The following is a 21,958-nucleotide window of genomic DNA, read 5'->3' on the forward strand; positions in this document are numbered from 1 at the left end:
AAGTATAAACTTTCCCCTTATTTATTGTAACAAACAAAAAATTTTTTGGAAAATGGTACGCTTTCACATTAAAATAGAGCATGGAGGGGTTGGATATGTTGCTCACTTTTATTATTTCTATCATCATTGTATTTGTCGTGCTCATCTTAAGCGTTTTAACGATTTCAAAAGCATACAAATACAAACACACCATTGATGAGTTGCCAACTGAAAAAAGCAAAGGTTCAGACATGTAACGCCTGAACCTTTGTTGTTTTAGCCAAACACTTTTTTCAATTCTTCTTTTGGTTGCGATATCCAGTAGCGCATAAGTCGCTTTGCTCCTTCTAAATCATGCAACTTCGCTTGACCACACTCTTTTTCTGTTGCGGCTGGAACCTCTGTGACGGTTAGCGCCTCATTCATTGTTGCCTCTAGCAAGTCAATAATTTCTTCAACGGTTGGCGTGCCACTAACGACTAAATAATAGCCTGTTTGACATCCCATTGGCGAAATATCAATAATATCAAAATGGTCGTATTTTTCGGCGTGCTTACGAATGTGCACCGCTAGCAAATGCTCGAGCGTATGAATCGCTGCAGGCTGCATTGCTTCTTTGTTAGGCTGACAAAAACGAATATCAAATTTATTCACAACACCGTCGCTGCCGACTTTATGAACGCCGCAATGGCGAACGTACGGTGCTTTGACCGCACAATGATCAAGCTCAAAACTTTCTACTGAAGGCATACCTGTCACCTCTTTTTCAATTGTTACGTTTTTATCATACACAAAAGTCCGACTTTTTTCATCTTTTTTTGTTGGAATGACTTCATTCAACTATGTTAAAATAAACAAAAATAGGGGGAGGTGTATGATATGAAACATATGCTCATTTTACTTATTCGTTTTTACCAACGGTTCATTTCCCCTTTAAAACCACCGACATGCCGCTTTTATCCGACTTGTTCACATTACGGATTAGAAGCTATTCGCCGTTTCGGTGCACTGAAAGGTGGCTACTTAACGATAAAACGCATTTTAAAATGCCATCCACTTCATCCTGGGGGATTCGATCCTGTCCCGGAGAAAGAGCAAAAATAGTTGTTCTTTCTCTTTTTTTTCGATATGATAGACGTTGTAAATCGTAATAATTACGTTTTAAGAGAGGGGAAACATGTATGAAAGTGCCTGTGACTGTATTGAGCGGATATTTAGGTTCTGGAAAAACAACGTTGCTTAATCATATTTTAAACAATCGTGAAGGATTAAAAATTGCTGTTATCGTCAACGACATGAGCGAGGTGAATATCGACGCTGAGCTCATTAAACAAGGCGGGTTTTCACGTACAGAAGAAAAACTTGTACAAATTCAAAACGGCTGTATTTGCTGTACGTTACGAGAAGATTTAATGAAAGAAGTCGAAAAACTTGTTAACGCTGGAGACATTGATTACATCGTCATCGAATCATCCGGTATTAGTGAACCAATTCCTGTCGCTCAAACGTTTACGTACATCGATGAGGAGTTTGGCATTGATTTAACGTCAACATGTCGATTAGATACGATGGTTACCGTTGTAGATGCCAATCGTTTTTGGCATGATTTTGCCTCCGGTGAAACGTTATTAGATCGCAAACAAGCGGTCGACGAAACAGATACACGTGAAGTTGTCGATTTACTAATTGATCAAATTGAATTTGCGAACGTGCTCATTTTAAATAAAATCGACTGCATTTCTCAAGAAGATGCCGACGAATTAGAAGCTCTTCTTCGTAAATTAAACCCAGAAGCAAAAATCATTCGGACAACATACGGAAAAGTGGAACTTCATGACATTTTAAACACTCGTTTATTTGACTTCGAAAAAGCAAGCCAATCAGCCGGATGGATCAAGGAACTAAATGAAGAGCATACACCAGAAACAGAGGAATACGGCATTTCTTCTTTCGTATATCGCCGCCGTCGCCCGTTTCATCCTGAACGGCTTATGCACTGGCTCGAACAATGGCCAGTTGAAATCGTTCGCGCCAAAGGCTTTTTCTGGCTCGCTTCCCGCAACAATATGTGCGGACTTCTTTCACAAGCTGGACCGTCCATTATGATTCAAGGAGCTGGGGAATGGATTGCAACATATCCTCCACATGAACGGGAGGAAATTTTCCAAGAAGAACCAGAGTTACGCGCAAAATGGGACGATACGTACGGCGATCGCATGACAGAGCTCGTATTGATCGGCATTGGTATGGATGAACAAATGATCGCCTCTTCTCTTGATGCATGTTTATTAACAGACGAAGAAATGAAACAAGATTGGTCTACTTTTGTTGATCCGCTTCCACCATTTACAAGTGCATCATAGTTTTCAAATCGTAACGATTACGATATAATAAAATAGGAGAAAAAGGATGTTTTCATAAACATCCTTCTTTTTTGAGAGGAGGAAAAATATGAAATTACATGCGATGTTAACTATTATACTCGCAAGCACACTCACATTATTTGGCTGCAACCAACAAGATAATACAACTCCATCAACTAGCAAAGAAACAGACGATCAACTTATCATTTATACAACGGTATACCCACTTCAAGACTTTACCGAAAAAATTGGTGGCGAGCACGTTCGTGTCGAAAGTGTATACCCTCCTGGCGTCGATGCACACACATATGAGCCAACAGCAAAAACGATGCAACAAATTGCTGATGCGCACGCTCTCATTTACATCGGTCAAGGAATGGAAGGATTTGTCGATCGTATGAGCAAAACGCTAGAAAATGAGCGCGTGAAGTTCGTACAAGCAACGGAAAACATACAAGTACTTTCGGTCAATCATAATCATGAAGACGAACATGCTCATGAAGACGAACATGCTCACGAGGACGAACATGCTCATGAGGACGAACATGCTCATGAGGACGAACATGCTCACGAGGACGAACATGCTCACGAGGACGAACATGCTCATGGAGATATCGATCCTCACGTCTGGTTAGATCCGATTTATTCCATTCAAATGGCCGAAACGATTAAACAAACATTAATAGAACTTAAACCTGAAGCGAAAGACGATTTTGAACAAAACTTTGCTTCGTTAAAACAGCAGCTTGAACAACTCGATCAACAATTTCAACAATTGATGAAAGAGGCGAAAAGAAAAGATATTCTTGTTGCTCATGCCGCATACGGCTATTGGGAGAAACGATACGGCTTAAAACAAATAAGCGTGACTGGACTATCACCGACAAATGAGCCGTCACAAAAACAGCTTACTTCTATCATTAAAAAAGCAAAAGAGCACGACATACAGTATATCTTTTTTGAACAAAATATTACATCAAAAATTGCCGAAGTTGTAAAAAATGAAATTGGAGCGGATGTACTCATTCTTCACAACTTAGAAGCGCGCACAAACGATGATATCGCAAACAATAAAGATTACTTTGCGATCATGAATGACAATATATCCGCATTAAAAAAAGCATTACAATAAGCGATCGTTACGGTCGCTTATTTTTTTTGCATATTTTTTCCCTTTTCAAATCAAACTAGGAAACGACAATGTATGGAAAGGGATGAACTTTTCGGTATGGATCACGTATTAACAGCAAGAACGTTATTTGGCACAACGATGGCGTTTCATATTATTTTTGCGACGCTTGGAGTCGGTATTCCGCTTATGATTTTATTTGCCGAGCTACTATATCAAAAAACGAAAGACAATGACTATGCGCTTATGGCAAATCGCTGGACAAAAGCACTCGCTATTTTGCTCGGCGTAGCGATTCCGTCTGGCACTATCGCAGGGGTACAACTTTCACTTTTGTGGCCAGGCTTTATGGAAGTAATCGGAAAAGTGATGGCACTTCCGTTTCAAATCGAGATTTATGCGTTTTTCGTCGAAGCGTTATTTTTATCTATTTACGTATATGCAGCTGACCGTATTTCTCCGACGATGCGCATCATCAGCTTGACACTTGTCGCCATCGGAGCAGCCGCTTCTGCCATTTTAATTACGAACGTTCACGCCTTTGAAGGAACACCGACTGGCTTTCGTATCGAAAACGGTCAAATTGTTGACGTCAATCCGTGGGAAGCATTTTTTAATCCAAGCTTTGCCGTCACAGCAACACACGTCGTTTTGTCAGCGTATATGACAGGTGCGTTTACGATCGCTTCAATCGCAGCATATCACATGTTGAAAAATAGGCACCATGAACGCATCCAGCTTTTCCATAAAAAAGCGCTCATGCTCGGTTTAACAGTCGGCGGCGTATTTTCTTTACTAACAGCAATAAACGGCCATGAATCAGCTCAACTTCTCCATGAATATCAACCAGAGAAACTAGCAGCTGCTGAAGGATTGTTTGAAACACAGTCGCACGCTCCGCTCGTCATTGGTGGCTTTACAGATCGCGAAACACAAACAGTCAAATGGGGGATTGAAATTCCTTGGCTACTTAGCTTTTTAGCCGGCAATCGGTTTGATACTGTCGTTGTCGGATTAAATGACTTTCCAGAAGAATGGTGGCCACCGTTGTTTGTCCATACACTTTTTAATGCAATGGTCGGAATCGGCATGTTTCTTCTCCTCCTTTCGATTGTCGGATTCGTTTGGCACCGCATAAGAAAGCAACACATATTTCCGAACTGGTTTATGTGGACAGTTGTTACTGCTGGACCGCTCGCTCTTCTCGGCATTGAATTTGGCTGGATTTTCGCTTGCACAGGCAGACAACCATGGGTCATTTATCGCATGATGACAACGGCAGAAGCTGTAACACAGTCAACAAATTTAGGAACGCTTTTTCTCTTGTTTACGTCCATTTACGTATTTTTACTCATCGCGGTCGTGCTCGTCTTGCGTTCGTATTTCCGCCGCCATCCGATTGAACAACACTTATCTACGCACATGTAGAAAGGAGCAAGATGATGACAGATGAATTAATTGCGATTTCAATTTTATGGGGATTTATTTTTATTTACGCGGTCATGGCGACGATGGACTTTGGAGCAGGGTTTTGGTCAATGGTATATATCAATCGTCCACAAACGAAAGCAACGAAAATCGCAAACCGATATTTGTCGCCGACATGGGAAGTGACAAACGTCTTTATCGTTGCGATCGTCGTGGCGCTCGTCAGCTTTTTTCCTGGAGCAACGTTTATGCTGGGAACCATTTTACTTATCCCGGGAAGCATTATTTTACTTTTGCTTACTGTACGTAGTGCGTTCCTCGTCTTTTCGCACGTTGCTCCTAAATATGAAAAAGTGCTCGTTTACATTTCTGGCATAAGCGGTTTACTTATTCCAGCGTTTTTAATTAGCGTCTTGCCAATTACACATGGGTCTTTTGTTGAAACAATGAATGGTGTTAGTCGTCTCCGGCTTGATCGCTTATTTACAAGCCCACATGAATATGCATTTATCGCCTTTGCGATTACAAGCACACTCTTTCTTTCGTCACTTTTATTAGCAGACTACTCAAACGAAGCAAATGAAATCGAAGCGTATACGATTTATCGCCGCGATGCGCTCATCATCGGGCCATTTGCTCTTCTCTCCTCTATTCTCATTATGGTCACGATGCGAAATGAAGCGCGTTGGCTATATGACGGAATGATTGCGCATTGGCCGTGGCTTGCCGCTTCTGTCATATTATTTCTCTTAGCTGGTGGGGCGCTTTTTCTCCCATCATGGAAAAAGAAAAACGGGCGCGGAATGCCACGCCTCGCGGTTGTAGCAATCGTATTACAATACTTTTGTGCAAGTTACGCATATGGTAAAGCCCATTTACCATATATGATTTATCCAGATGTGACAATCGAATCCGGATTTACACATCCGAATACGTTTCGTGCTCTTTTTGTGACGTACATCGTCGGCTTTGCAATTTTATTTCCAGGTTTCATTTATTTTTGGCGGCTGTTTATGAAAGACCGGCGCTATTTAGCAAATGATGAAAAATAATGATTGCAAATGTTGAAATTTTTCGTTATAGTTTTAAACGTAAACCCTTTTTATACAACATATTGTGATAAAAAAACGAAACAACAACTATATATTGAAACCGGCAAGTGAAGGTGTCCGAACGGACTTAATAGGGAATCTGGTGCGAATCCAGAGCTGTCCCCGCAACTGTGTGCGCAGACGAAATGGAAACGACACCACTGTATATGTCAGCTTTTCAGGCGCATATATGGGAAGGAATCCAAAGTAGGAAGAAGCGCGAGTCAGGAGACCTGCCTTCCTTGTATCGTTTCATATTCTTCGGGGATTGAGAAGATGAAACGATGGTGAAAGCATGCCTTTTTCCATCGTTTCATCCGCTCAACGAGAGCGGATGTTTTTATTTTTTAGGGGAAGGGATGTTATATGGTGTACATAAAACAACAAGCTGAAGTCAATGAAGAAACGATCCGCACATTATTGTTTCCTATTTTCAAAGACTTTCCGCACTTAGCGAGCGAGCGATACATCGAACGTACTGTCCGAGCACTTGCCTATACACAGCGAGACAACGACATGATGAATAAACTCATTTTAAATGCGCTTGATGAAATCACAGTAGAACAGCCGGATTGGACGTTTGTTGCAGCTCGTCTCTATTTGCAACAGCTATACGACGTGGCAGCTAAAAATCGCGGCTATGATGTATCCGAAACGTATCGCTACTTTTATGAATTGCAAACAATGCTTGTTGATCTCGGCATTTACGACTCTTTTTTATTGGAACGATATACGAAAAAAGAACTGCAAGAAGCGAGCACATGGATCGATGCGAAAAAGGACGAGCTATTTACATACATCGGATTAAAAACGCTCGTTGATCGCTATTTGGCAAAAGGATATAATGGCGAAATTTACGAACTACCACAAGAGCGCTTTTTAACCATCGCCCTTACGCTTATGGCTTATGAAGATAAAGAGAAACGAATGAAACTTGCCAAAGAAGCGTATTGGGCGTTATCGAATCAATATATGACTGTCGCGACACCAACATATGCAAACGCAGGAAAGTCTTATGGTCAGCTCTCCAGCTGCTTTATTGATACAGTCGATGATAGTTTAATTGGCATTTATGAATCGAATACAGACGTCGCTCGTCTATCAAAAGGCGGTGGAGGCATTGGCGTATATTTAGGAAAAATTCGCGCAAGAAATTCCGATATTAAAGGGTTTAAAGGCGTTTCCTCTGGCGTCATTCCATGGATGCGTCAATTAAACAATACCGCTGTATCTGTTGACCAATTGGGCACACGACAAGGAAGCATCGCGGTATATTTAGACGTTTGGCATAAAGACATTTTCTCGTTTTTAGACGCAAAGCTAAACAACGGTGACGAACGAACAAAAGCGCATGATTTATTTTACGGGGTGTGTATTCCTGATTTATTTATGGAACAAGTCGAAAAACGCGGCGATTGGTACTTATTTGACCCGCATGAAGTGAAAAAAGTCATGGGATGGAAAGATAAAAACGGCAATCCATTAGGACTCGAAGATTTTTACGATGAAAAACGCGGTGAAGGCTCATTCCGACAAAAATACGAAGAATGCGTGAATCATCCTGAATTAAGCAAAGAGCGCGTGCCTGCCATTGAAATCATGAAGCGTATCATGAAATCGCAATTAGAAACAGGAACGCCTTATATGTTTTATCGTGACGAAGCCAATCGCATGAACCCGAATAAACATGCAGGCATGATTTATTCGTCTAATCTATGCACAGAAATTATGCAAAATACATCGGCTACAACAGTTACAAAAGAATATACACAAGACGGTGAAATTATCATTCATAAAAAACCGGGCGATTTTGTCGTTTGCAACTTGTCAAGCATTCATTTAGCCCGTGCCGTACAAGATGATGTATTAGAGCGACTCATTCCAATTCAAGTGCGTATGCTAGATAATGTCATTGACTTAAATGAAACTCGCATTGAAGTGTTGCAAGCGGTCATCACCAATAAAAAATATCGTGCCATTGGTTTAGGCGCATTTTCTTGGCATCATTTATTGGCGTTAAAAGGCATCAAATGGGATAGTGAAGAAAGTGTACAACTTGCTGATCGGTTGTTCGAAAAAATTGCTTACCTCACGATCAAAACGAGCATGGAATTGGCGAAAGAAAAAGGAGCATATCCAGCATTTGAAGGCTCTGATTGGCACACAGGAAAATACTTTGAACTTCGTGGATATTCTTCTCACGATGATTTAGATTGGGATGGATTGAAGAAGCAAGTCATGCAATACGGGATGCGTAATGGCTATTTAATGGCGCCTGCACCAAACGCTTCCACATCCGTTTTAGCAAACGGAACGGCATCATGCGACCCTGTCTTTAACCGTTTGTACTTTGAAGAAAAGAAAAATTACAAAATTCCTGTGACCGTCCCTGATTTAAACGCAAAAACGTTTTGGTTTTACGATAACGCCTATGAAGTGGATCAAAAGATGAGCATTCGTCAAAATGCCGCAAGACAAAAACATGTCGATCAATCGTTAAGTTTTAATCTATATGTATATAACACGATCAAAGCGAAAGACTTGCTTGACTTGCATCTCACCGCATGGAAAGAGCGGTTAAAATCGACGTATTACGTTCGTAGCACCGCAGTAACGATTGAAGAATGCGACGTTTGTTCATCGTAGGGGGATAAAAAATGAATGTTCTTATTTGTTACACATCGAAAACAGGGAACACAAAAGAAGTGGCGCTGTTAATAGAAGAAGCTTTTTGCTCATATGGACATGCGGTGAAAACGATCAATGTTGAACATATGTTTGTGATCGAATCGCTCATTCATGAGGCACAGCTTCTTTTATTCGGCTCATATACGTGGGGAAATGGACAACTTCCGGATGAAATGAAAAGGCTACTTCGCTTTCTTATTAAAGAGCGAAACCTTTCTTTCCCTCCTGTTGCACTATTTGGTACAGGAGATCAAATGTGGCCATACTATTGCCGCGCTGTCGATGAAATGGCGTACCATTTACGAAAAGTGACGACGGTACTCGGCACGTTAAAAATTGAACAATCCCCGCGTGGCCATCAACAACATTTGCCATCTGTTTTCGTCCACCAACTGCTTAAGGAGGTCGAACGTCTTGTTACTAACGAAAGTAAAATTGCTCGAGCCGTCGCATCCAAATAAAGCAACAAGCATTATTAACGGAAAAGCAAGCGGCATTTTAAACTGGAACGATATTAAATATAGCCATTTTTATGATATATACAAAATGTTGCTCGGCAACTTTTGGACACCATTTGAAATTAACATGTCGGATGATATTAAACAATGGTACCATTTAAGTGAGCGGGAACGTGATGCATTTTTACACATTATCGGGCTGCTTTCGATTTTAGACTCTGTGCAACCGAACTTTATCGGAGCGATGAAAGAATACATTACCGACCCGAGCGTCAAAGCGATTTTTTCGATTATTGAACAACAAGAAGTCGTCCATAATCAGTCGTACTCGTATGTGCTTGCATCTATTGAGAAACTATCCGAGCAAAACCGTGCCTTTGAAATGGCGCGCACAAATCCGCACATTTATAAACGAAATGAACACGTCATTCGCGTATACGAAGCGTTTCGTGAACGACCAACTGTTGAAACGTTTTGCCGTGCTCTTGTCGCTTCGCTCGTCTTAGAAGGAATTAATTTTTATTCCGGGTTCGCCTTTTTTTACAACTTAGCGCGAAATCAAAAAATGCTGAAAACATCTACAATGATTAGCTATATTAATAAAGACGAACTATGCCATAGCTACTTCATTTCCCAACTCGTGCGCGCTGTATTATGGGAAAATCCGCATCTAGACGAAGACGGATCATTTTCAACATGGATATATGATTACATCGATGAAGCGATTCGTTATGAAACAGAATGGTCGCGCTTTGTGTTGCGCGACATTGACGGCATTGATGTAATTGAAATGGAGAAATATATTGAATATCTCGGAAACAAACGACTGCGTATGCTTGGCTTAGAAGACCGCTACGATGCAGATGAAAACGCTATGCCTTGGATTCGCGTCTTTAGCGATGAAAATGTGAACTTAGGCAAAACCGACTTTTTTGAAGCTCGTCCACGTTCATACACGAAAACAACGGATATTAATGGATTTGACGAATTGTAAAAAAAAAACCGGGTAATTGACCCGGTTTTTTTACAACAAGTGTGTACAATATGTATCACTTGTCAGCGCAACACAAGATAAGTGATTTTTCATCACATAATATATTCGTATCGTTCTCGGGGTTTGACCGAATTTATTTTCAAATTGTTGTATAGCACGCAATGAAGGAATGCGGTCAACAACAAAAACATTCATACATGACGGGACAACGCATGTGTCAGACGTGTATGATGCAGTAATTAACGCATCGTGCTCGTCTAATATATGAACAAATGACCGATCATTGGCAACAAAACGAAGCAAGTAATCCGTCATTTTCGCAATCATTTTATAGTATGTAACGGGAGAGTCACAAGAAGCGATCGGAAACGATGATGTTGCCCGTTCAATTCCTTTTAGCAACGTAAGCGATGAGCGATGAGGTGGAGATATGCTGTAATGATAAGTTAACACTTCATTCAAAAACGATTGCCACAATGTCCTCTCCTCCTTAGTTCACTCGTTTTAGCTCCCCCATTTGCTCAATGACAGATTGAATGGAGCTCCATGAACGTTTAACAAAGTAAATGGGTTTATGCTGATCTTTTGCTTTTTGTTTAATGACTTTCGCTAAATTATGGTTAATATAATCAGTCATAACAAATACGATATCGACGTGCTCCGGTATTTGTCGTTTCACCATATTCACTTTTCGACCATCTAAATGAATAATTTCCTTAAATCCTGAGCTTTTTAATTTATCCGTAATGTTTCCTAAATGATCCGCACCAACAACTAATAACGATGACATATAACTCCCTCCGACTTTTTGTCTTATATTGCACAATTTCATTCTAATTGAGAATGATTATCTATGTCAACATTTATTGATAAAAATTCTCACTATTTTTGCTCATTTTTTCATGTTATGTCTTGTCAATGTTTTGTCTACACTAACATCAGCATAAAGAAAGGAGGGACGCATCATGGCAAAAGACGTACTTTGTGAAGTGCAAAATTGTCAGTTTTGGTCACAAGGTAATCGATGTAGTGCGGACGCAATCTACGTCGTAAGTCACTCAGGAGCAACGGCAACAAGCTCGACAGAAACAGACTGTAAAACATTCCAACCGACCGAATAACAGCACGACCTCTTGCTCATCGCAAGAGGTTTTCTCTTTTTTCATGTTAATAATCGTGAATAGACACATTTTTTTAAAATTATCGCCACAGTTTTGCAACATTTCTCTCATCTCTTCTTCACGGATTGAGGTTACTCTTATACATATGAAAAATATTTAGTATATCGGAGGGGGATATATGAGCGACGTACTTTTACTTAGCCGTTTTCAATTCGCCATTACGGTTTTTTATCATTTTTTATTCGTTCCGTTAACAATTGGTCTTATTGTTTTGATTGCATGGATGGAAACACAACATGTACGAACAAAAAACCCGCTTTATCGACAAATGGCAGACTTTTGGGGAAAACTGTTTGCCATTAACTTCGTCCTCGGTGTTGTAACAGGGATTACAATGGAATTCCAATTCGGGACAAACTGGTCGGAGTATTCGAAATATATGGGGGATATTTTCGGCTCTCCGCTCGCCATTGAAGCGCTCGTTGCTTTCTTTTTAGAGTCGACATTTATGGGCATTTGGCTATTTGGAAAGGATAAAATTTCACCAAAGCTTCGTGCCTTCTCCATCTGGATGGTAGCACTTGGTACAAACATTTCAGCACTTTGGATTATCACAGCAAACGGCTTTATGCAAAATCCGGTCGGATATATCGAAAGAAATGGTCGCATCGAACTACAAAACTTTTGGGAAGTTGTAACAAATCCATATGCCTGGCATATGTTCGTTCATACTGTTGTTAGCTGTTATATCGTTGGGGCATTTTTTGTGATGGCGGTTAGTGCTTGGCATTTGTTACGTAAACAACATATCGAATTTTTCAAAAAATCGTTTAAATACGGACTCATTTTAGGATTAATCGCAGCAACAGCTACGCCGTTTATTGGTCATAAATCCGCATCATTTGCGGCAAAAATGCAGCCTGCCAAAGGGGCAGCTCTCGAAGCCGTGTGGGAAACAAAAGAAAGTTTACCATTTCACATTATTCAAATTCCTGACCCAGAAAACGAGCGTAACATCGTTGAATTTTTAACGATTCCAAAGCTCGGAAGCTACTTTTATACGCACTCGTTTGATGGGAAAGTCGTTGGATTTGATCAAATTCCAAAAGATGAACGTCCGAATGTCAACATCGTCTTTTATTCATTTCGTTTAATGGTGGCACTCGGTCTATACTTTGTCGCTCTATTTTGGTACGGATTTTATTTATATCGTAAAAATAAATTAGTTGAATCACGACGTTTCTTAAAACTTGTCATGTATTCTGTGTTGCTTCCGTACGTCGCTATCAACGCTGGCTGGGTCGTTGCGGAAGTCGGGCGTCAACCGTGGACAGTATATGGATTAATGCGCACAGCTGAAGCCGTATCACCTATTTCGCTTTCACAAATTGTTTTCTCACTCGTCAGCTTAGTTTTGTTTTATACTATTTTACTTATTGCAGACGTGTACTTAATGTTGAAATATGCGAAAAAAGGACCGTACACATCCACGGCTACGAAAGGTGGGGAAATTCAACATGTCTCATGAAACCGTTGCAATCATTTGGTTCGGCTTATGGGGACTCATTTGGACGATATACTTTGTGTTAGATGGATATACGCTCGGTACAGGTATGTTGTTTCCGTTTTTAGCAAGAAACCGTCAAGAGCGAAATCAGTTGCAAGAAGCTGTCGGACCGTTCTGGGGCGGAAATGAAGTATGGTTAATTACAGCCGGAGGGGCAACGTTTGCCGCATTTCCAGCCGTTTATGCAGATTTATTCAGCTTCTTATATACACCGATGATGCTCATTTTATTCGCGCTCTTTTTCCGCGCAGCCGGATTAGAGTTTATGCATAAAGACGATGCGCCGCTTTGGCAAAAAAGCTGGAAATGGGCATTTACAATTAGTAGTTTTGCTTTAGCGCTTCTGTTTGGTGTTGCCTTTGCTAATTTGTTTTACGGTTTAAAAATTGGTCCATCTGGATATGAAGGAACGTTGTTCAGCTTGCTTCATCCGTACGGTCTTTTAGGCGGCTTATTATTTATTAGCTTATTTGCTGTCTCTGGTGCCCTATGGGTCATGCTAAAAACAGTTGGAGATGTGGCAGAACGAGCTTATAAAGTGGTTCGTCCAGCTTCTGTCGTTGCAACGGTCGTATTATCTCTTTTCTTCGTTGCAACAAGCAATCGTACCCCGCTATTCAATAATTTCACGAAAGCACCAATTCTTTGGATCGTGCCAGCACTTGCTTTCGTATGTGCATTGCTCATGCTATTGTTCGTCTGGCAAAAACGAATTGGACTTGCGTTTACAAACATTTGCTTAACCATTTTCACGCTCATGGCAACCGGGTTCATCGGCATGTTCCCAAACATGCTCCCTTCGCGCATCGATGATGAATATAGTACAACGCTTTTTGAAGCCGCAGGGAGTGAATTAAACTTAAAAATTATGCTCGGTGTCGCCATCATCATGGTGCCGATCGTGGTGGGCTATCAGCTTTGGAGTTATAAACTGTTTAAAGAAAAAATCACGAAAGAAACAGCAAAAGGATATCAATAAGAGGAGGCGTTGGCTGCCTCCTCTTATTCATTGATCCAGTTTTTCAACTTATGGCGCATCAGTTTGTTTGCGGCATTGCGCGGTAAATGATCAACGATATAAATTCGCTTCGGCACTTTATATTTTGCTAGTTTATTCATACAAAACTGCTTTAATTGCTCTTCTGTCGCTGTTACATCATGCAATACGACAAACGCGTATGGCACTTGCCCCCATGTTTCATCAGCAACTCCGACTACACCTGCTTCTTTTACTGCCTCATGTTGCAAAAGCACCGATTCAATTTCAGCCGGATATACGTTTTCTCCACCAGAAATAATTAAGTCTGAACGGCGGTCAAGCACATATAAAAACCCTTCGTCATCCATATATCCGATATCTCCGGTGTATAACCAACCGCCTTTTAACACAGCGGCTGTTGCTTGCTCATTGTTCCAATACCCTTTCATGACGCTCGGACCTTTTACAACAATTTCTCCCACTTCATTCGCATTCAGCGGTTTCCCCTCTTTTTCAATACGAACGTTCATATGGAAAAGCGGCTTTCCTGCTGAACCATATTTATGGCGAGCATCTGGGGATAATGTAGCTACTTGCGAAGCGGTTTCTGTCATGCCGTACGTTTGGTACACCGGTATATTCCAATAAACACATGATTGCAACAAAGAAAGTGGCACAGGACCACCACCGACGAGCATACAACGAAACGATGGAGGATACGGATATTTTAACTCTTGAATCATTTGTTGCACCATGGTGCTTACAGCGGACATCATCGTAATGTTTTGTTGAAAAATGAGCTCATTGACACGTTTCGCATCAAATGATGACATCACATAAACGCCTATTCCGTAAATGACGCTCCGCATTAAAATCGATAAGCCGCTAACATGAAAAAAAGGAACAGCCGCAAGCCAACAATCATCTTCACGTAATCCGAGATTCAGAGCAGAACCGATTGCACTCCACCAATGATTTCCGTACGTTTGCATAACCCCTTTTGGCTTTCCTGTCGTTCCCGATGTGTACATAATTGTTGCGACATCGTCTAGATTGTACATCGTTTGCCATTTTTCATCTCGTTCACGAAGTTTGGCAAACTCCTCCCATTCGATCGCTCGTTCATCTCGAAACGGTTCATCACAAATGACAAATCGCGCCCCGCTATGTTCTAATTGCCATTTTACTTCTTCCACAGATAGACGTACATTTTGTAATAAAACAATCGCACCAATATAATGAAGGGCGTGAATGACTTCAACCATATGTGCGCTATTTTTCATCAAGATAGCGACAACATCCCCCTTTTTTACACCGAGATAAGCAAATTGTCTTGCCCTTTTTTCCGTCCGTTCGTGAAGTTCAGCAAATGAAATGGCTTCTGTCTTATCATATATCGCTATACGATTCGGCGTTAAATATGCACGTTGAAGCAACCAATTTGGAATCATCTTAACACCACCTTCAAAAAAACAGCTTGATGTGCATACATCAAGCTGTCTTCATTTTACGGAAAACGCGGGAATTGTTTAAAGTCTGGTTTTCGTTTTTCTTTAAATGCATCGCGCCCTTCTTTCGCTTCGTCTGTTGTGTAATAAAGGAGTGTCGCATCCCCTGCAAGTTGTTGAATGCCTGCAAGTCCATCTGTATCTGCATTAAACGCAGCTTTTAAGAAACGAATAGCTGTCGGACTTTTTTCTAAAATTTCTTCCGCCCATTTCACCGTTTCTTCTTCTAATTGTTCAAGTGGAACAACTTTGTTGACTAATCCCATTTCTAGCGCCTCTTGAGCGTTGTATTGACGACATAAATACCAAATTTCGCGAGCTTTTTTATGTCCAACAATACGTGCGAGGTAACCAGCACCATATCCTCCATCAAAGCTTCCAACTTTCGGCCCTGTTTGACCGAAAATCGCGTTGTCTGCTGCGATAGTTAAATCACAAACAACATGCAGCACATGGCCACCGCCAATCGCATAACCTGCAACCATCGCAATAACCGGTTTTGGAATGACGCGAATTAAGCGCTGTAAGTCTAATACGTTTAAACGCGGAATTTGGTCGTCACCTACATATCCACCATGCCCACGCACTTTTTGGTCGCCACCTGAGCAAAACGCTTTGCCGCCTGCTCCTGTTAAAATAATGACTCCAATATTTGCATCGTCACGAGCATACGCAAACGCATCCATTAACTCTATAACTGTTTTTGGTCGGAACGCATTATGTACTTCTGGACGGTTAATTGTAATTTTGGCAATGCCATTATACGTTTCATACAAAATATCTTCATATTCTCTTTCTTTTACCCATTCAATCGCCATGCAATAAACCTCCTCTTAACACAAATTGTTGAACAAGTGTACAAAATCGTTCACGCTGCTCTAGATGCACAACGTGCCCAGCATTCGGAACGGTGATGAGCGTCCCGTTTGGTAATAATTGTACCATTTCTGACGCAATTCGACAAAACTTTTCATCATCTTCACCACAAATCAACAATGTCGGAAACGTTAATTGAGGCAACGCTTCCCACCAAGAAGGTTGCGCTCCTGTTCCCATGCCACGCAAACTGTTAGCTAATCCAATCGCTGTATGCTGTAACCGTTCTTCTCTTAACCGCTGTTGTACATCTTCGGGCAATCGCTTTAAAGAAGAAAATAACGGGATGTTCTCCCACCGATCAACAAACGGGGCAACATCATGTTGTTCAATAAACTGTGCTAATCGTTCATCTTCCTCCCGACGCTTCATGCGCTCTTCTTCCGTCTTTAGACCCGGAGAGCTACTTTCTAATATTAACGTTTCCACATACTGAGGATAACGAACTGCAAATGTTAACGCAAGCCGACCACCCATCGAATACCCTAGCACATGGGCTTTTTTTATCCCTAAATGTTCCAAAATCATAGCAACATCTTGGGCAACCATATTGATATCATATCGTTGTACAGAAGAAGGTGCATCCGTTTGTCCATGACCAAGAATATCGATTGCTATGCATTGCATATGTTTTTCCCAAATCGAAACAAACGGATGCCACGTTTGACAACTACCTGTAAATCCGTGCAGCAACAAAATAGGCTGTCCCTTTCCGTACATTTCTACATAATACGTTTGCCCTCGAACGACAAACTTCATGTTCATTCCCCTTTGTTCAACAAGTTGGACATTTCCTGGGAAACATCTTTCCACAATTTCCGATGAACTCCGACATTGTATTCACGAGATGAAGGGACTTCAATTACATTTAATGTCGGGCGTGCGAGCGCATCTACTACCGCACGACGAAAATGGTCCCACGTTTCTACTTTTTCATAATGTCCATCATACATGTTTACAACATGATGAAACGATAAATGTGTCGGTGTGCCGAATAACCGTTCAAAATGTTTCGGCTCATTCGCCTGGGGCAAAAAGGAGAAAATGCCTCCCCCGTTGTTGTTTAAAACGATGATTGTCGCATGTAGCTGTTGCAATTTAGCTGCAAGTAAGCCATTTAAGTCATGATAAAATGACAAGTCACCAATAACTAGTACAAGTGGTTGCGCAACACAACTCGCACCAAGGGCGCTTGATACGACTCCATCAATGCCGTTTGCCCCCCGATTCGCCAATAAACGAATTCGCTTATGTGATGACAAAAAAAACGTATCGGCATCGCGAATAGGCATACTATTTCCGACGAAAAGAGTTGCTCCATCTGGTAATAACTGGGCGAGTTCAATAAATATTTTTCCTTCAAACATCTTTTCTTCTTCTTTTGCCTGCAACAACATTTGCTTTGCTCGTTCATTCATTTTTTTCCATTGGGTTATCCATTGTGACGAACGAGATGTAGTAGAAGCGCGGTTAGCTAGCTCATGACAAAATTGTACTTCGCTCGCTTCAATAAGTACGTGAAGCGATAAAGTCGGATCGCGCCATTGCCCCGCTTCATCGACAATTATTTGTTTTACTTGTTTATGGCGTTGCAACCAAAGGTAAAGCGATTTTGATACAGGCATCGCTCCAAAACGAATAACGACATCAGGAATGAACGCATCTGCAAACGTTTCGCATTTTAACATCGCATCGTACGATTCAATAACAAGCTGCTTTCGATGTGCACCTGTTCGCAATGAAGAGAGAGGATCAGCTAAAATAGGATATTGCAACGCTTCCGCTAGCTCGACCACCGCATCAGCAAACCCTTCCACGTGCAAATCTCCACATACAATGATCCCTTTTTCGACATGACGTAGTTGTTCATATAATTCATCCATCATTTCTTGTGAAAGGTGTTTATTTCCTCTATACACCGTGCGAGTTACGGACGATGTAGGAAATAGTGATTCGTTAATCATTGGAACAAGCGGTTCACGTAACGGTACGTTAATGTGAACGGGCCCTGAAGGAACAGACGTTGCGACACATACCGCACGAGCAGCTACCATTTCTGCATAACGAAGCATTTGCTCATTTCCTTCTGGAAGTGCCATATCAACAAACCATTTCACATATGAGCCGTACATATGCAGTTGATCAATCGCTTGCGGTGCTCCGACATCGCGCAACTCATGAGGTCGATCGGCTGTAATGACGACGAGCGGAACGCGTGCATAATATGCTTCAACGATAGCTGGATAATAATTCGCTACCGCAGTACCTGATGTACAAACAAGAGCAACCGGTTTTCCAGAAGCCTTCGCCATGCCTAACGCAAAAAAAGCAGCAGAACGTTCATCAATATGCACATGAATATTTAACTGAGGATGTTCTGCCATGACCATCGCAAGAGGAGTGGAACGAGATCCTGGGCTAATCACCACTTGCTGTATCCCCGTATGAACGAATTGCTCAACAAAAGCAGCAACATATGCGGTCATTTCATTCATCGTCGTCCCCCCTCTAACGCTAGTAACATCGGCTTAAACTTTACATTCGTTTCCTCATATTCGCTAAGCGGATCAGAATGAGCAACAATTCCACACCCCGCAAACAAATGCGCCTCATTGTCTTCAAGCAATGCGGAACGAATGGCTACAGCAAATTCTCCGTTTCCGTTCGCATCAACCCAACCAATCGGAGCAGCATACCATCCGCGATCAAGCGGCTCAATCTCTCGAATCGTTTGTACCGCCTTTTCTTTTGGGAATCCCCCAAGCGCTGGGGTTGGGTGAAGTCGTTCAACGAGCGAAAAAATCGAAACCCCTTCCTTTATTTTCGCCTGAACAGGTGTGTACAAATGTTGAATATGTCGCATTTTTAAAAGAGTCGGCTCACTCGGAACAATCACCTCCGTGCATATTTCATGCATGGCTTGTTCAATCATATCAACAACAAATGCATGCTCACGACGATTTTTATCGTCTTTTAGCAGCCATTGTCCGAGCTCCTCATCCTCTTTCATCGTATACCCCCGGCGAACGGAACCGGCTAGGCAAGCCGTTTCACACGTGTGCCCGCTTTTTTTCACCAGTTGTTCCGGAGAAGCACCGATAAAGCAAGATGAGCCGTTTTCAAACGCAAAAATGTAGCTCGTTGGTTGTTGTTCTCGCAAAGAGCGTAACACATGAGAGCGATCAATTCGATGAGAAAAAGAAAGAAATAACTCGCGCGCTAAAACGACTTTTTCAATCTCCCCATCTTGAATAAGATCGGTTGCATGACGAACAGCATGAAGCCAACGATCACGGGCAATTTCTTCTTTTTGGACAACTTCAACATCGTAGCTATCGCTTTCATCATGTGTGATAAATAACGAATCAATCATTTTTTCCAGTTCCGCAAGTGATTCATGAACAACGTTAACTGTAAGCCATGTTTCCTCAGCGCGCTTTGTTAACAAAAATTTCGGGATTACAAACTGAGCGGGAGGAAAATGACTCCAATGCTCAGCAGAACGTTTCATCGGATCAAAAGCGAACCCCCCGAACATCAATGGCCCTTCTCCTTCAATGAAAGCGCCTTCTACAATTTGTTGCCACGCCTTCTCCACTTCCCGAAAACGCTTTTTCGTCTTTTCTTCACTTTTTATCACTTGTGCATGTCCAAGTCCAACAAACGTGTGATCGTGAAAGCAGTCTGACCAATAAAAGCGCTGACCATGAAATAACGTTTCACCAGCGGCAAAAAAGGAAAGAGGATCTTGCTCCACTCTTACAGTCACACTAACCATATGCTTTTTTTTCTTTAACGCATCACGCAATTGGTCAATAACTTTGTTTTGATATAAAGTAACCACCTTGTATCACGCCTATACTTAATCTTTTTGTCCCTTTTCCATTATAATATTGTTCTTTTGAGATAGGAAACAATTTATATTGTCAAGACATTGACACATTTTCCCCACTTCCCTACACTTATTGTGAACGACATTTTAATCAAAGGAGAAGAATGGTATGCCAACACCAGTACGTTCAAATGCTCAAACTGTTCACTATAAACGAGACTGGCGCGTTTGGTGGCGCTTATTGCGGCCACATACGCTGACTGCAGCGTTCGTTCCTGTTTCTATTGGTACTGTGCTTGCAGTAGACGAAGCACCAATTTACTTTCCTTTATTTTTTGCCATGCTCGTAGCTTCGTTATTTATCCAAGCAGCAACAAATATGTTCAATGAATATTACGACTACAAACGCGGTCTCGATACACCTGAATCTGTCGGAATTGGTGGAGCGATCGTCCGTGATGGGATTTCCCCAAAAACTGTGTTATTGCTTGCTTGGTCTTTTTTTGCAGTCGCTATGCTGCTTGGGGTTTATATTTGCGTCAATAGCAGTTGGTGGTTAGCCGTCATCGGCACGATTTGCATGGCTGCAGGATATTTTTATACAGGTGGTCCTATTCCGATCGCTTATACTCCATTCGGTGAATTAGCGGCAGGTTTTTTCATGGGGCTCACCATTATTTTAATTTCATTTTTTATTCAAACAGGCACAATTACAACAACACCTGTTCTTGTCTCTGTTCCAATTTCCATTTTAGTCGGAGCCATTTTATTAGCGAATAACATTCGCGACTTAGACGGGGATAAAAGAAGCGGTCGAAAAACGTTAGCGATTTTACTTGGAAGAAAGCGTGCCATTTGGCTATTAGGCGGCATGTTCGTTACATCATTTTTATGGATCGTATTGCTCGTTTTTACAAAAACGATTTCGCCATGGACATTGCTTGTATTGTTTAGCGTTCCGAAAGCGTGGCAAGCAACCAAAGGATTTATTGGAAAGACAAAACCGATAGACATGATGCCAGCAATGAAAGCGACTGCTCAAACGAATACACAATTCGGATTTTTACTCGTCGTTGGTCTGTTTATTCATTATTGGCTACAGTAATGATCCAGAAAAAACCATAGCCTTTGCGCTATGGTTTTTTCTTTTTAGTCCATACTATAGTGTAGTCTAATTTGAGGAGGGATGATATGCAAACTTTACGTGAACGCTTATTGCAACAAAAACAGCAAATTGTACAACGGCTAAAACAAAACGATCATTTCGGTCTCATACGAGCATCTGCTCATGACTCGATTGGGGAACTATCGAATTATGACAATCATCCTGCTGATAGTGGAACAGAACTATATGAGCGAGAAAAAGATATCGCCTTAAACGAACATACGAAACGGGAACTTCACGATATTGAGCGGGCGCTTCAAGCGATGGAAGATGGAACGTACGGAATTTGTGAAGTATGTGGAAAGGCTATCCCATTCGAACGTCTTGAAGCCATCCCAACGACGACATTTTGTAAAGAACATAGCCCTGACCAAGTTGTTTCCCAACAACGCCCGATCGAAGAAAGCATCTTGTCTCCTCCATTTGGTGAATTTGTCATTCATAAAGAAGCAGAAACATTTGATGCCGAAGATAGTTGGCAAAAAGTTGCTCGCTTCGGTACATCAGAAACACCTTCAGATGTTCAAGAAGATACTGTACATTATGATCGAATGTATATCGATGCCGGGGAACAAATCGGTTATGTCGAGCCGTTTGAAACATTTGCAGCGACAGACCTTTATGGAACAGGTATTACGATTTATCCAAACATTGTACATGAACAATATGAACAAGTGCTTGACGAAGAACAGCTTATGTCCCCGTTTGGCGACCTGCCTGCATACGAAAAAGATCCTTATACTTCTTAAAAAAGTCCTGTGAGCATCTCTGCTTACAGGA

Annotated in this window: 22 protein-coding genes and 1 riboswitch; of the genes, 14 read left to right on the forward strand and 8 right to left on the reverse strand. The window is 41.4% G+C overall.

All coding sequences use genetic code 11. The features are described 5' to 3' along the window. The first annotated feature begins 95 nt into the window (after positions 1-95). On the forward strand, positions 96-236 hold the full coding sequence (ytzI, locus tag ACPF7I_RS12005) for a YtzI protein (protein ID WP_080630433.1): 141 nt from the start codon (positions 96-98) through the stop codon (positions 234-236). 19 nt (positions 237-255) lie between these two features. On the opposite strand, the gene ACPF7I_RS12010 is transcribed toward ytzI, so the two are convergent. Then, positions 256-729, reverse strand: coding sequence for an S-ribosylhomocysteine lyase (locus ACPF7I_RS12010; protein ID WP_430746129.1), 474 nt, complete (start codon positions 727-729; stop codon positions 256-258). Positions 730-858: 129 nt separating this feature from the next. Between ACPF7I_RS12010 and yidD the strand changes: the two genes are divergently transcribed. From yidD to ACPF7I_RS12050, 8 genes are all read left to right on the forward strand, one after another. Then, a complete protein-coding gene (gene yidD / locus ACPF7I_RS12015; protein ID WP_021095546.1) occupies positions 859-1,083 on the forward strand; it encodes a membrane protein insertion efficiency factor YidD in 225 nt (74 codons plus the stop codon). 77 nt (positions 1,084-1,160) lie between these two features. After that, positions 1,161-2,342, forward strand: coding sequence for a GTP-binding protein (locus tag ACPF7I_RS12020; RefSeq protein ID WP_430746128.1), 1,182 nt, complete (start codon positions 1,161-1,163; stop codon positions 2,340-2,342). 88 nt (positions 2,343-2,430) lie between these two features. Beyond that, positions 2,431-3,474, forward strand: coding sequence for a metal ABC transporter substrate-binding protein (locus ACPF7I_RS12025; protein ID WP_430746127.1), 1,044 nt, complete (start codon positions 2,431-2,433; stop codon positions 3,472-3,474). Positions 3,475-3,546: 72 nt separating this feature from the next. Further along, positions 3,547-4,899 carry a cytochrome ubiquinol oxidase subunit I gene (locus tag ACPF7I_RS12030; RefSeq protein ID WP_430746126.1) on the forward strand — a complete coding sequence of 451 codons (1,353 nt, stop codon included), beginning with the start codon at positions 3,547-3,549 and terminating at the stop codon, positions 4,897-4,899. 14 nt (positions 4,900-4,913) lie between these two features. Beyond that, entirely contained in the window at positions 4,914-5,951 is a 1,038-nt protein-coding gene (locus ACPF7I_RS12035) for a cytochrome d ubiquinol oxidase subunit II (protein ID WP_430746267.1), read from the forward strand. Positions 5,952-6,045: 94 nt separating this feature from the next. After that, positions 6,046-6,246: riboswitch (cobalamin riboswitch) on the forward strand. Between the two features lie 110 nt (positions 6,247-6,356). After that, positions 6,357-8,636 (forward strand): ribonucleoside-diphosphate reductase subunit alpha, encoded by a 2,280-nt coding sequence (locus tag ACPF7I_RS12040; protein WP_430746125.1) that lies wholly within the window; start codon positions 6,357-6,359, stop codon positions 8,634-8,636. 11 nt (positions 8,637-8,647) lie between these two features. Further along, positions 8,648-9,139, forward strand: coding sequence for a flavodoxin domain-containing protein (locus tag ACPF7I_RS12045; protein WP_430746124.1), 492 nt, complete (start codon positions 8,648-8,650; stop codon positions 9,137-9,139). Beyond that, positions 9,093-10,130, forward strand: coding sequence for a ribonucleotide-diphosphate reductase subunit beta (locus ACPF7I_RS12050; RefSeq protein ID WP_430746123.1), 1,038 nt, complete (start codon positions 9,093-9,095; stop codon positions 10,128-10,130). Before ACPF7I_RS12045 ends, ACPF7I_RS12050 begins: the two co-directional genes overlap by 47 nt. A 30-nt stretch (positions 10,131-10,160) precedes the next feature. Here the strand turns inward: ACPF7I_RS12050 and ACPF7I_RS12055 are convergent, their stop codons facing one another. Together ACPF7I_RS12055 and ACPF7I_RS12060 are read right to left on the reverse strand one after the other, a co-directional pair. Further along, entirely contained in the window at positions 10,161-10,607 is a 447-nt protein-coding gene (locus ACPF7I_RS12055; protein WP_430746122.1) for a diverged REC-like domain-containing protein, read from the reverse strand. A gap of 13 nt (positions 10,608-10,620) precedes the next feature. After that, entirely contained in the window at positions 10,621-10,920 is a 300-nt protein-coding gene (locus ACPF7I_RS12060) for a DUF2325 domain-containing protein (RefSeq protein ID WP_035048676.1), read from the reverse strand. Positions 10,921-11,095: 175 nt separating this feature from the next. On the opposite strand from ACPF7I_RS12060, the gene ACPF7I_RS12065 reads away from it, so the two are divergent. From ACPF7I_RS12065 to cydB, 3 genes are all read left to right on the forward strand, one after another. Next, complete coding sequence (locus ACPF7I_RS12065) at positions 11,096-11,251, forward strand: DUF1540 domain-containing protein (protein ID WP_430746121.1); 156 nt, start codon at positions 11,096-11,098, stop codon at positions 11,249-11,251. Between the two features lie 178 nt (positions 11,252-11,429). Next, on the forward strand, positions 11,430-12,779 hold the full coding sequence (locus tag ACPF7I_RS12070) for a cytochrome ubiquinol oxidase subunit I (RefSeq protein WP_035063864.1): 1,350 nt from the start codon (positions 11,430-11,432) through the stop codon (positions 12,777-12,779). Continuing rightward, on the forward strand, positions 12,769-13,797 hold the full coding sequence (gene cydB / locus ACPF7I_RS12075; RefSeq protein WP_430746120.1) for a cytochrome d ubiquinol oxidase subunit II: 1,029 nt from the start codon (positions 12,769-12,771) through the stop codon (positions 13,795-13,797). Before ACPF7I_RS12070 ends, cydB begins: the two co-directional genes overlap by 11 nt. A gap of 23 nt (positions 13,798-13,820) precedes the next feature. Here cydB and ACPF7I_RS12080 read toward each other — a convergent pair whose 3' ends face one another. From ACPF7I_RS12080 to ACPF7I_RS12100, 5 genes are read right to left on the reverse strand one after another with little or no spacing between them, the layout of a single operon-like run. Beyond that, positions 13,821-15,248 carry an o-succinylbenzoate--CoA ligase gene (locus tag ACPF7I_RS12080; RefSeq protein ID WP_430746119.1) on the reverse strand — a complete coding sequence of 476 codons (1,428 nt, stop codon included), beginning with the start codon at positions 15,246-15,248 and terminating at the stop codon, positions 13,821-13,823. A 56-nt stretch (positions 15,249-15,304) separates the two neighbouring features. Then, positions 15,305-16,123 (reverse strand): 1,4-dihydroxy-2-naphthoyl-CoA synthase, encoded by an 819-nt coding sequence (gene menB, locus ACPF7I_RS12085; protein WP_430746118.1) that lies wholly within the window; start codon positions 16,121-16,123, stop codon positions 15,305-15,307. Next, the gene (gene menH / locus ACPF7I_RS12090) at positions 16,113-16,940 is read right to left on the reverse strand and encodes a 2-succinyl-6-hydroxy-2,4-cyclohexadiene-1-carboxylate synthase (protein ID WP_430746117.1); all 828 of its coding nucleotides are present in this window, start codon (positions 16,938-16,940) and stop codon (positions 16,113-16,115) included. Before menH ends, menB begins: the two co-directional genes overlap by 11 nt. A gap of 2 nt (positions 16,941-16,942) precedes the next feature. After that, positions 16,943-18,676, reverse strand: coding sequence for a 2-succinyl-5-enolpyruvyl-6-hydroxy-3-cyclohexene-1-carboxylic-acid synthase (gene menD, locus ACPF7I_RS12095; RefSeq protein WP_430746116.1), 1,734 nt, complete (start codon positions 18,674-18,676; stop codon positions 16,943-16,945). Beyond that, a complete protein-coding gene (locus tag ACPF7I_RS12100) occupies positions 18,673-20,025 on the reverse strand; it encodes an isochorismate synthase (RefSeq protein WP_430746115.1) in 1,353 nt (450 codons plus the stop codon). The genes menD and ACPF7I_RS12100 overlap by 4 nt, the downstream gene beginning before the upstream one ends. A 157-nt stretch (positions 20,026-20,182) precedes the next feature. Here ACPF7I_RS12100 and ACPF7I_RS12105 point away from each other — a divergent pair, with 157 nt between their 5' ends. Both ACPF7I_RS12105 and ACPF7I_RS12110 read left to right on the forward strand, forming a co-directional pair. Further along, the gene (locus ACPF7I_RS12105) at positions 20,183-21,118 is read left to right on the forward strand and encodes a 1,4-dihydroxy-2-naphthoate polyprenyltransferase (protein WP_430746114.1); all 936 of its coding nucleotides are present in this window, start codon (positions 20,183-20,185) and stop codon (positions 21,116-21,118) included. 86 nt (positions 21,119-21,204) lie between these two features. Continuing rightward, the gene (locus ACPF7I_RS12110) at positions 21,205-21,927 is read left to right on the forward strand and encodes a yteA family sporulation protein (protein WP_430746113.1); all 723 of its coding nucleotides are present in this window, start codon (positions 21,205-21,207) and stop codon (positions 21,925-21,927) included. Positions 21,928-21,958 lie beyond the last annotated feature (31 nt).

It is taken from the genome of Anoxybacillus dikiliensis, assembly GCF_050613275.1.
Classification (GTDB): domain Bacteria; phylum Bacillota; class Bacilli; order Bacillales; family Anoxybacillaceae; genus Anoxybacillus.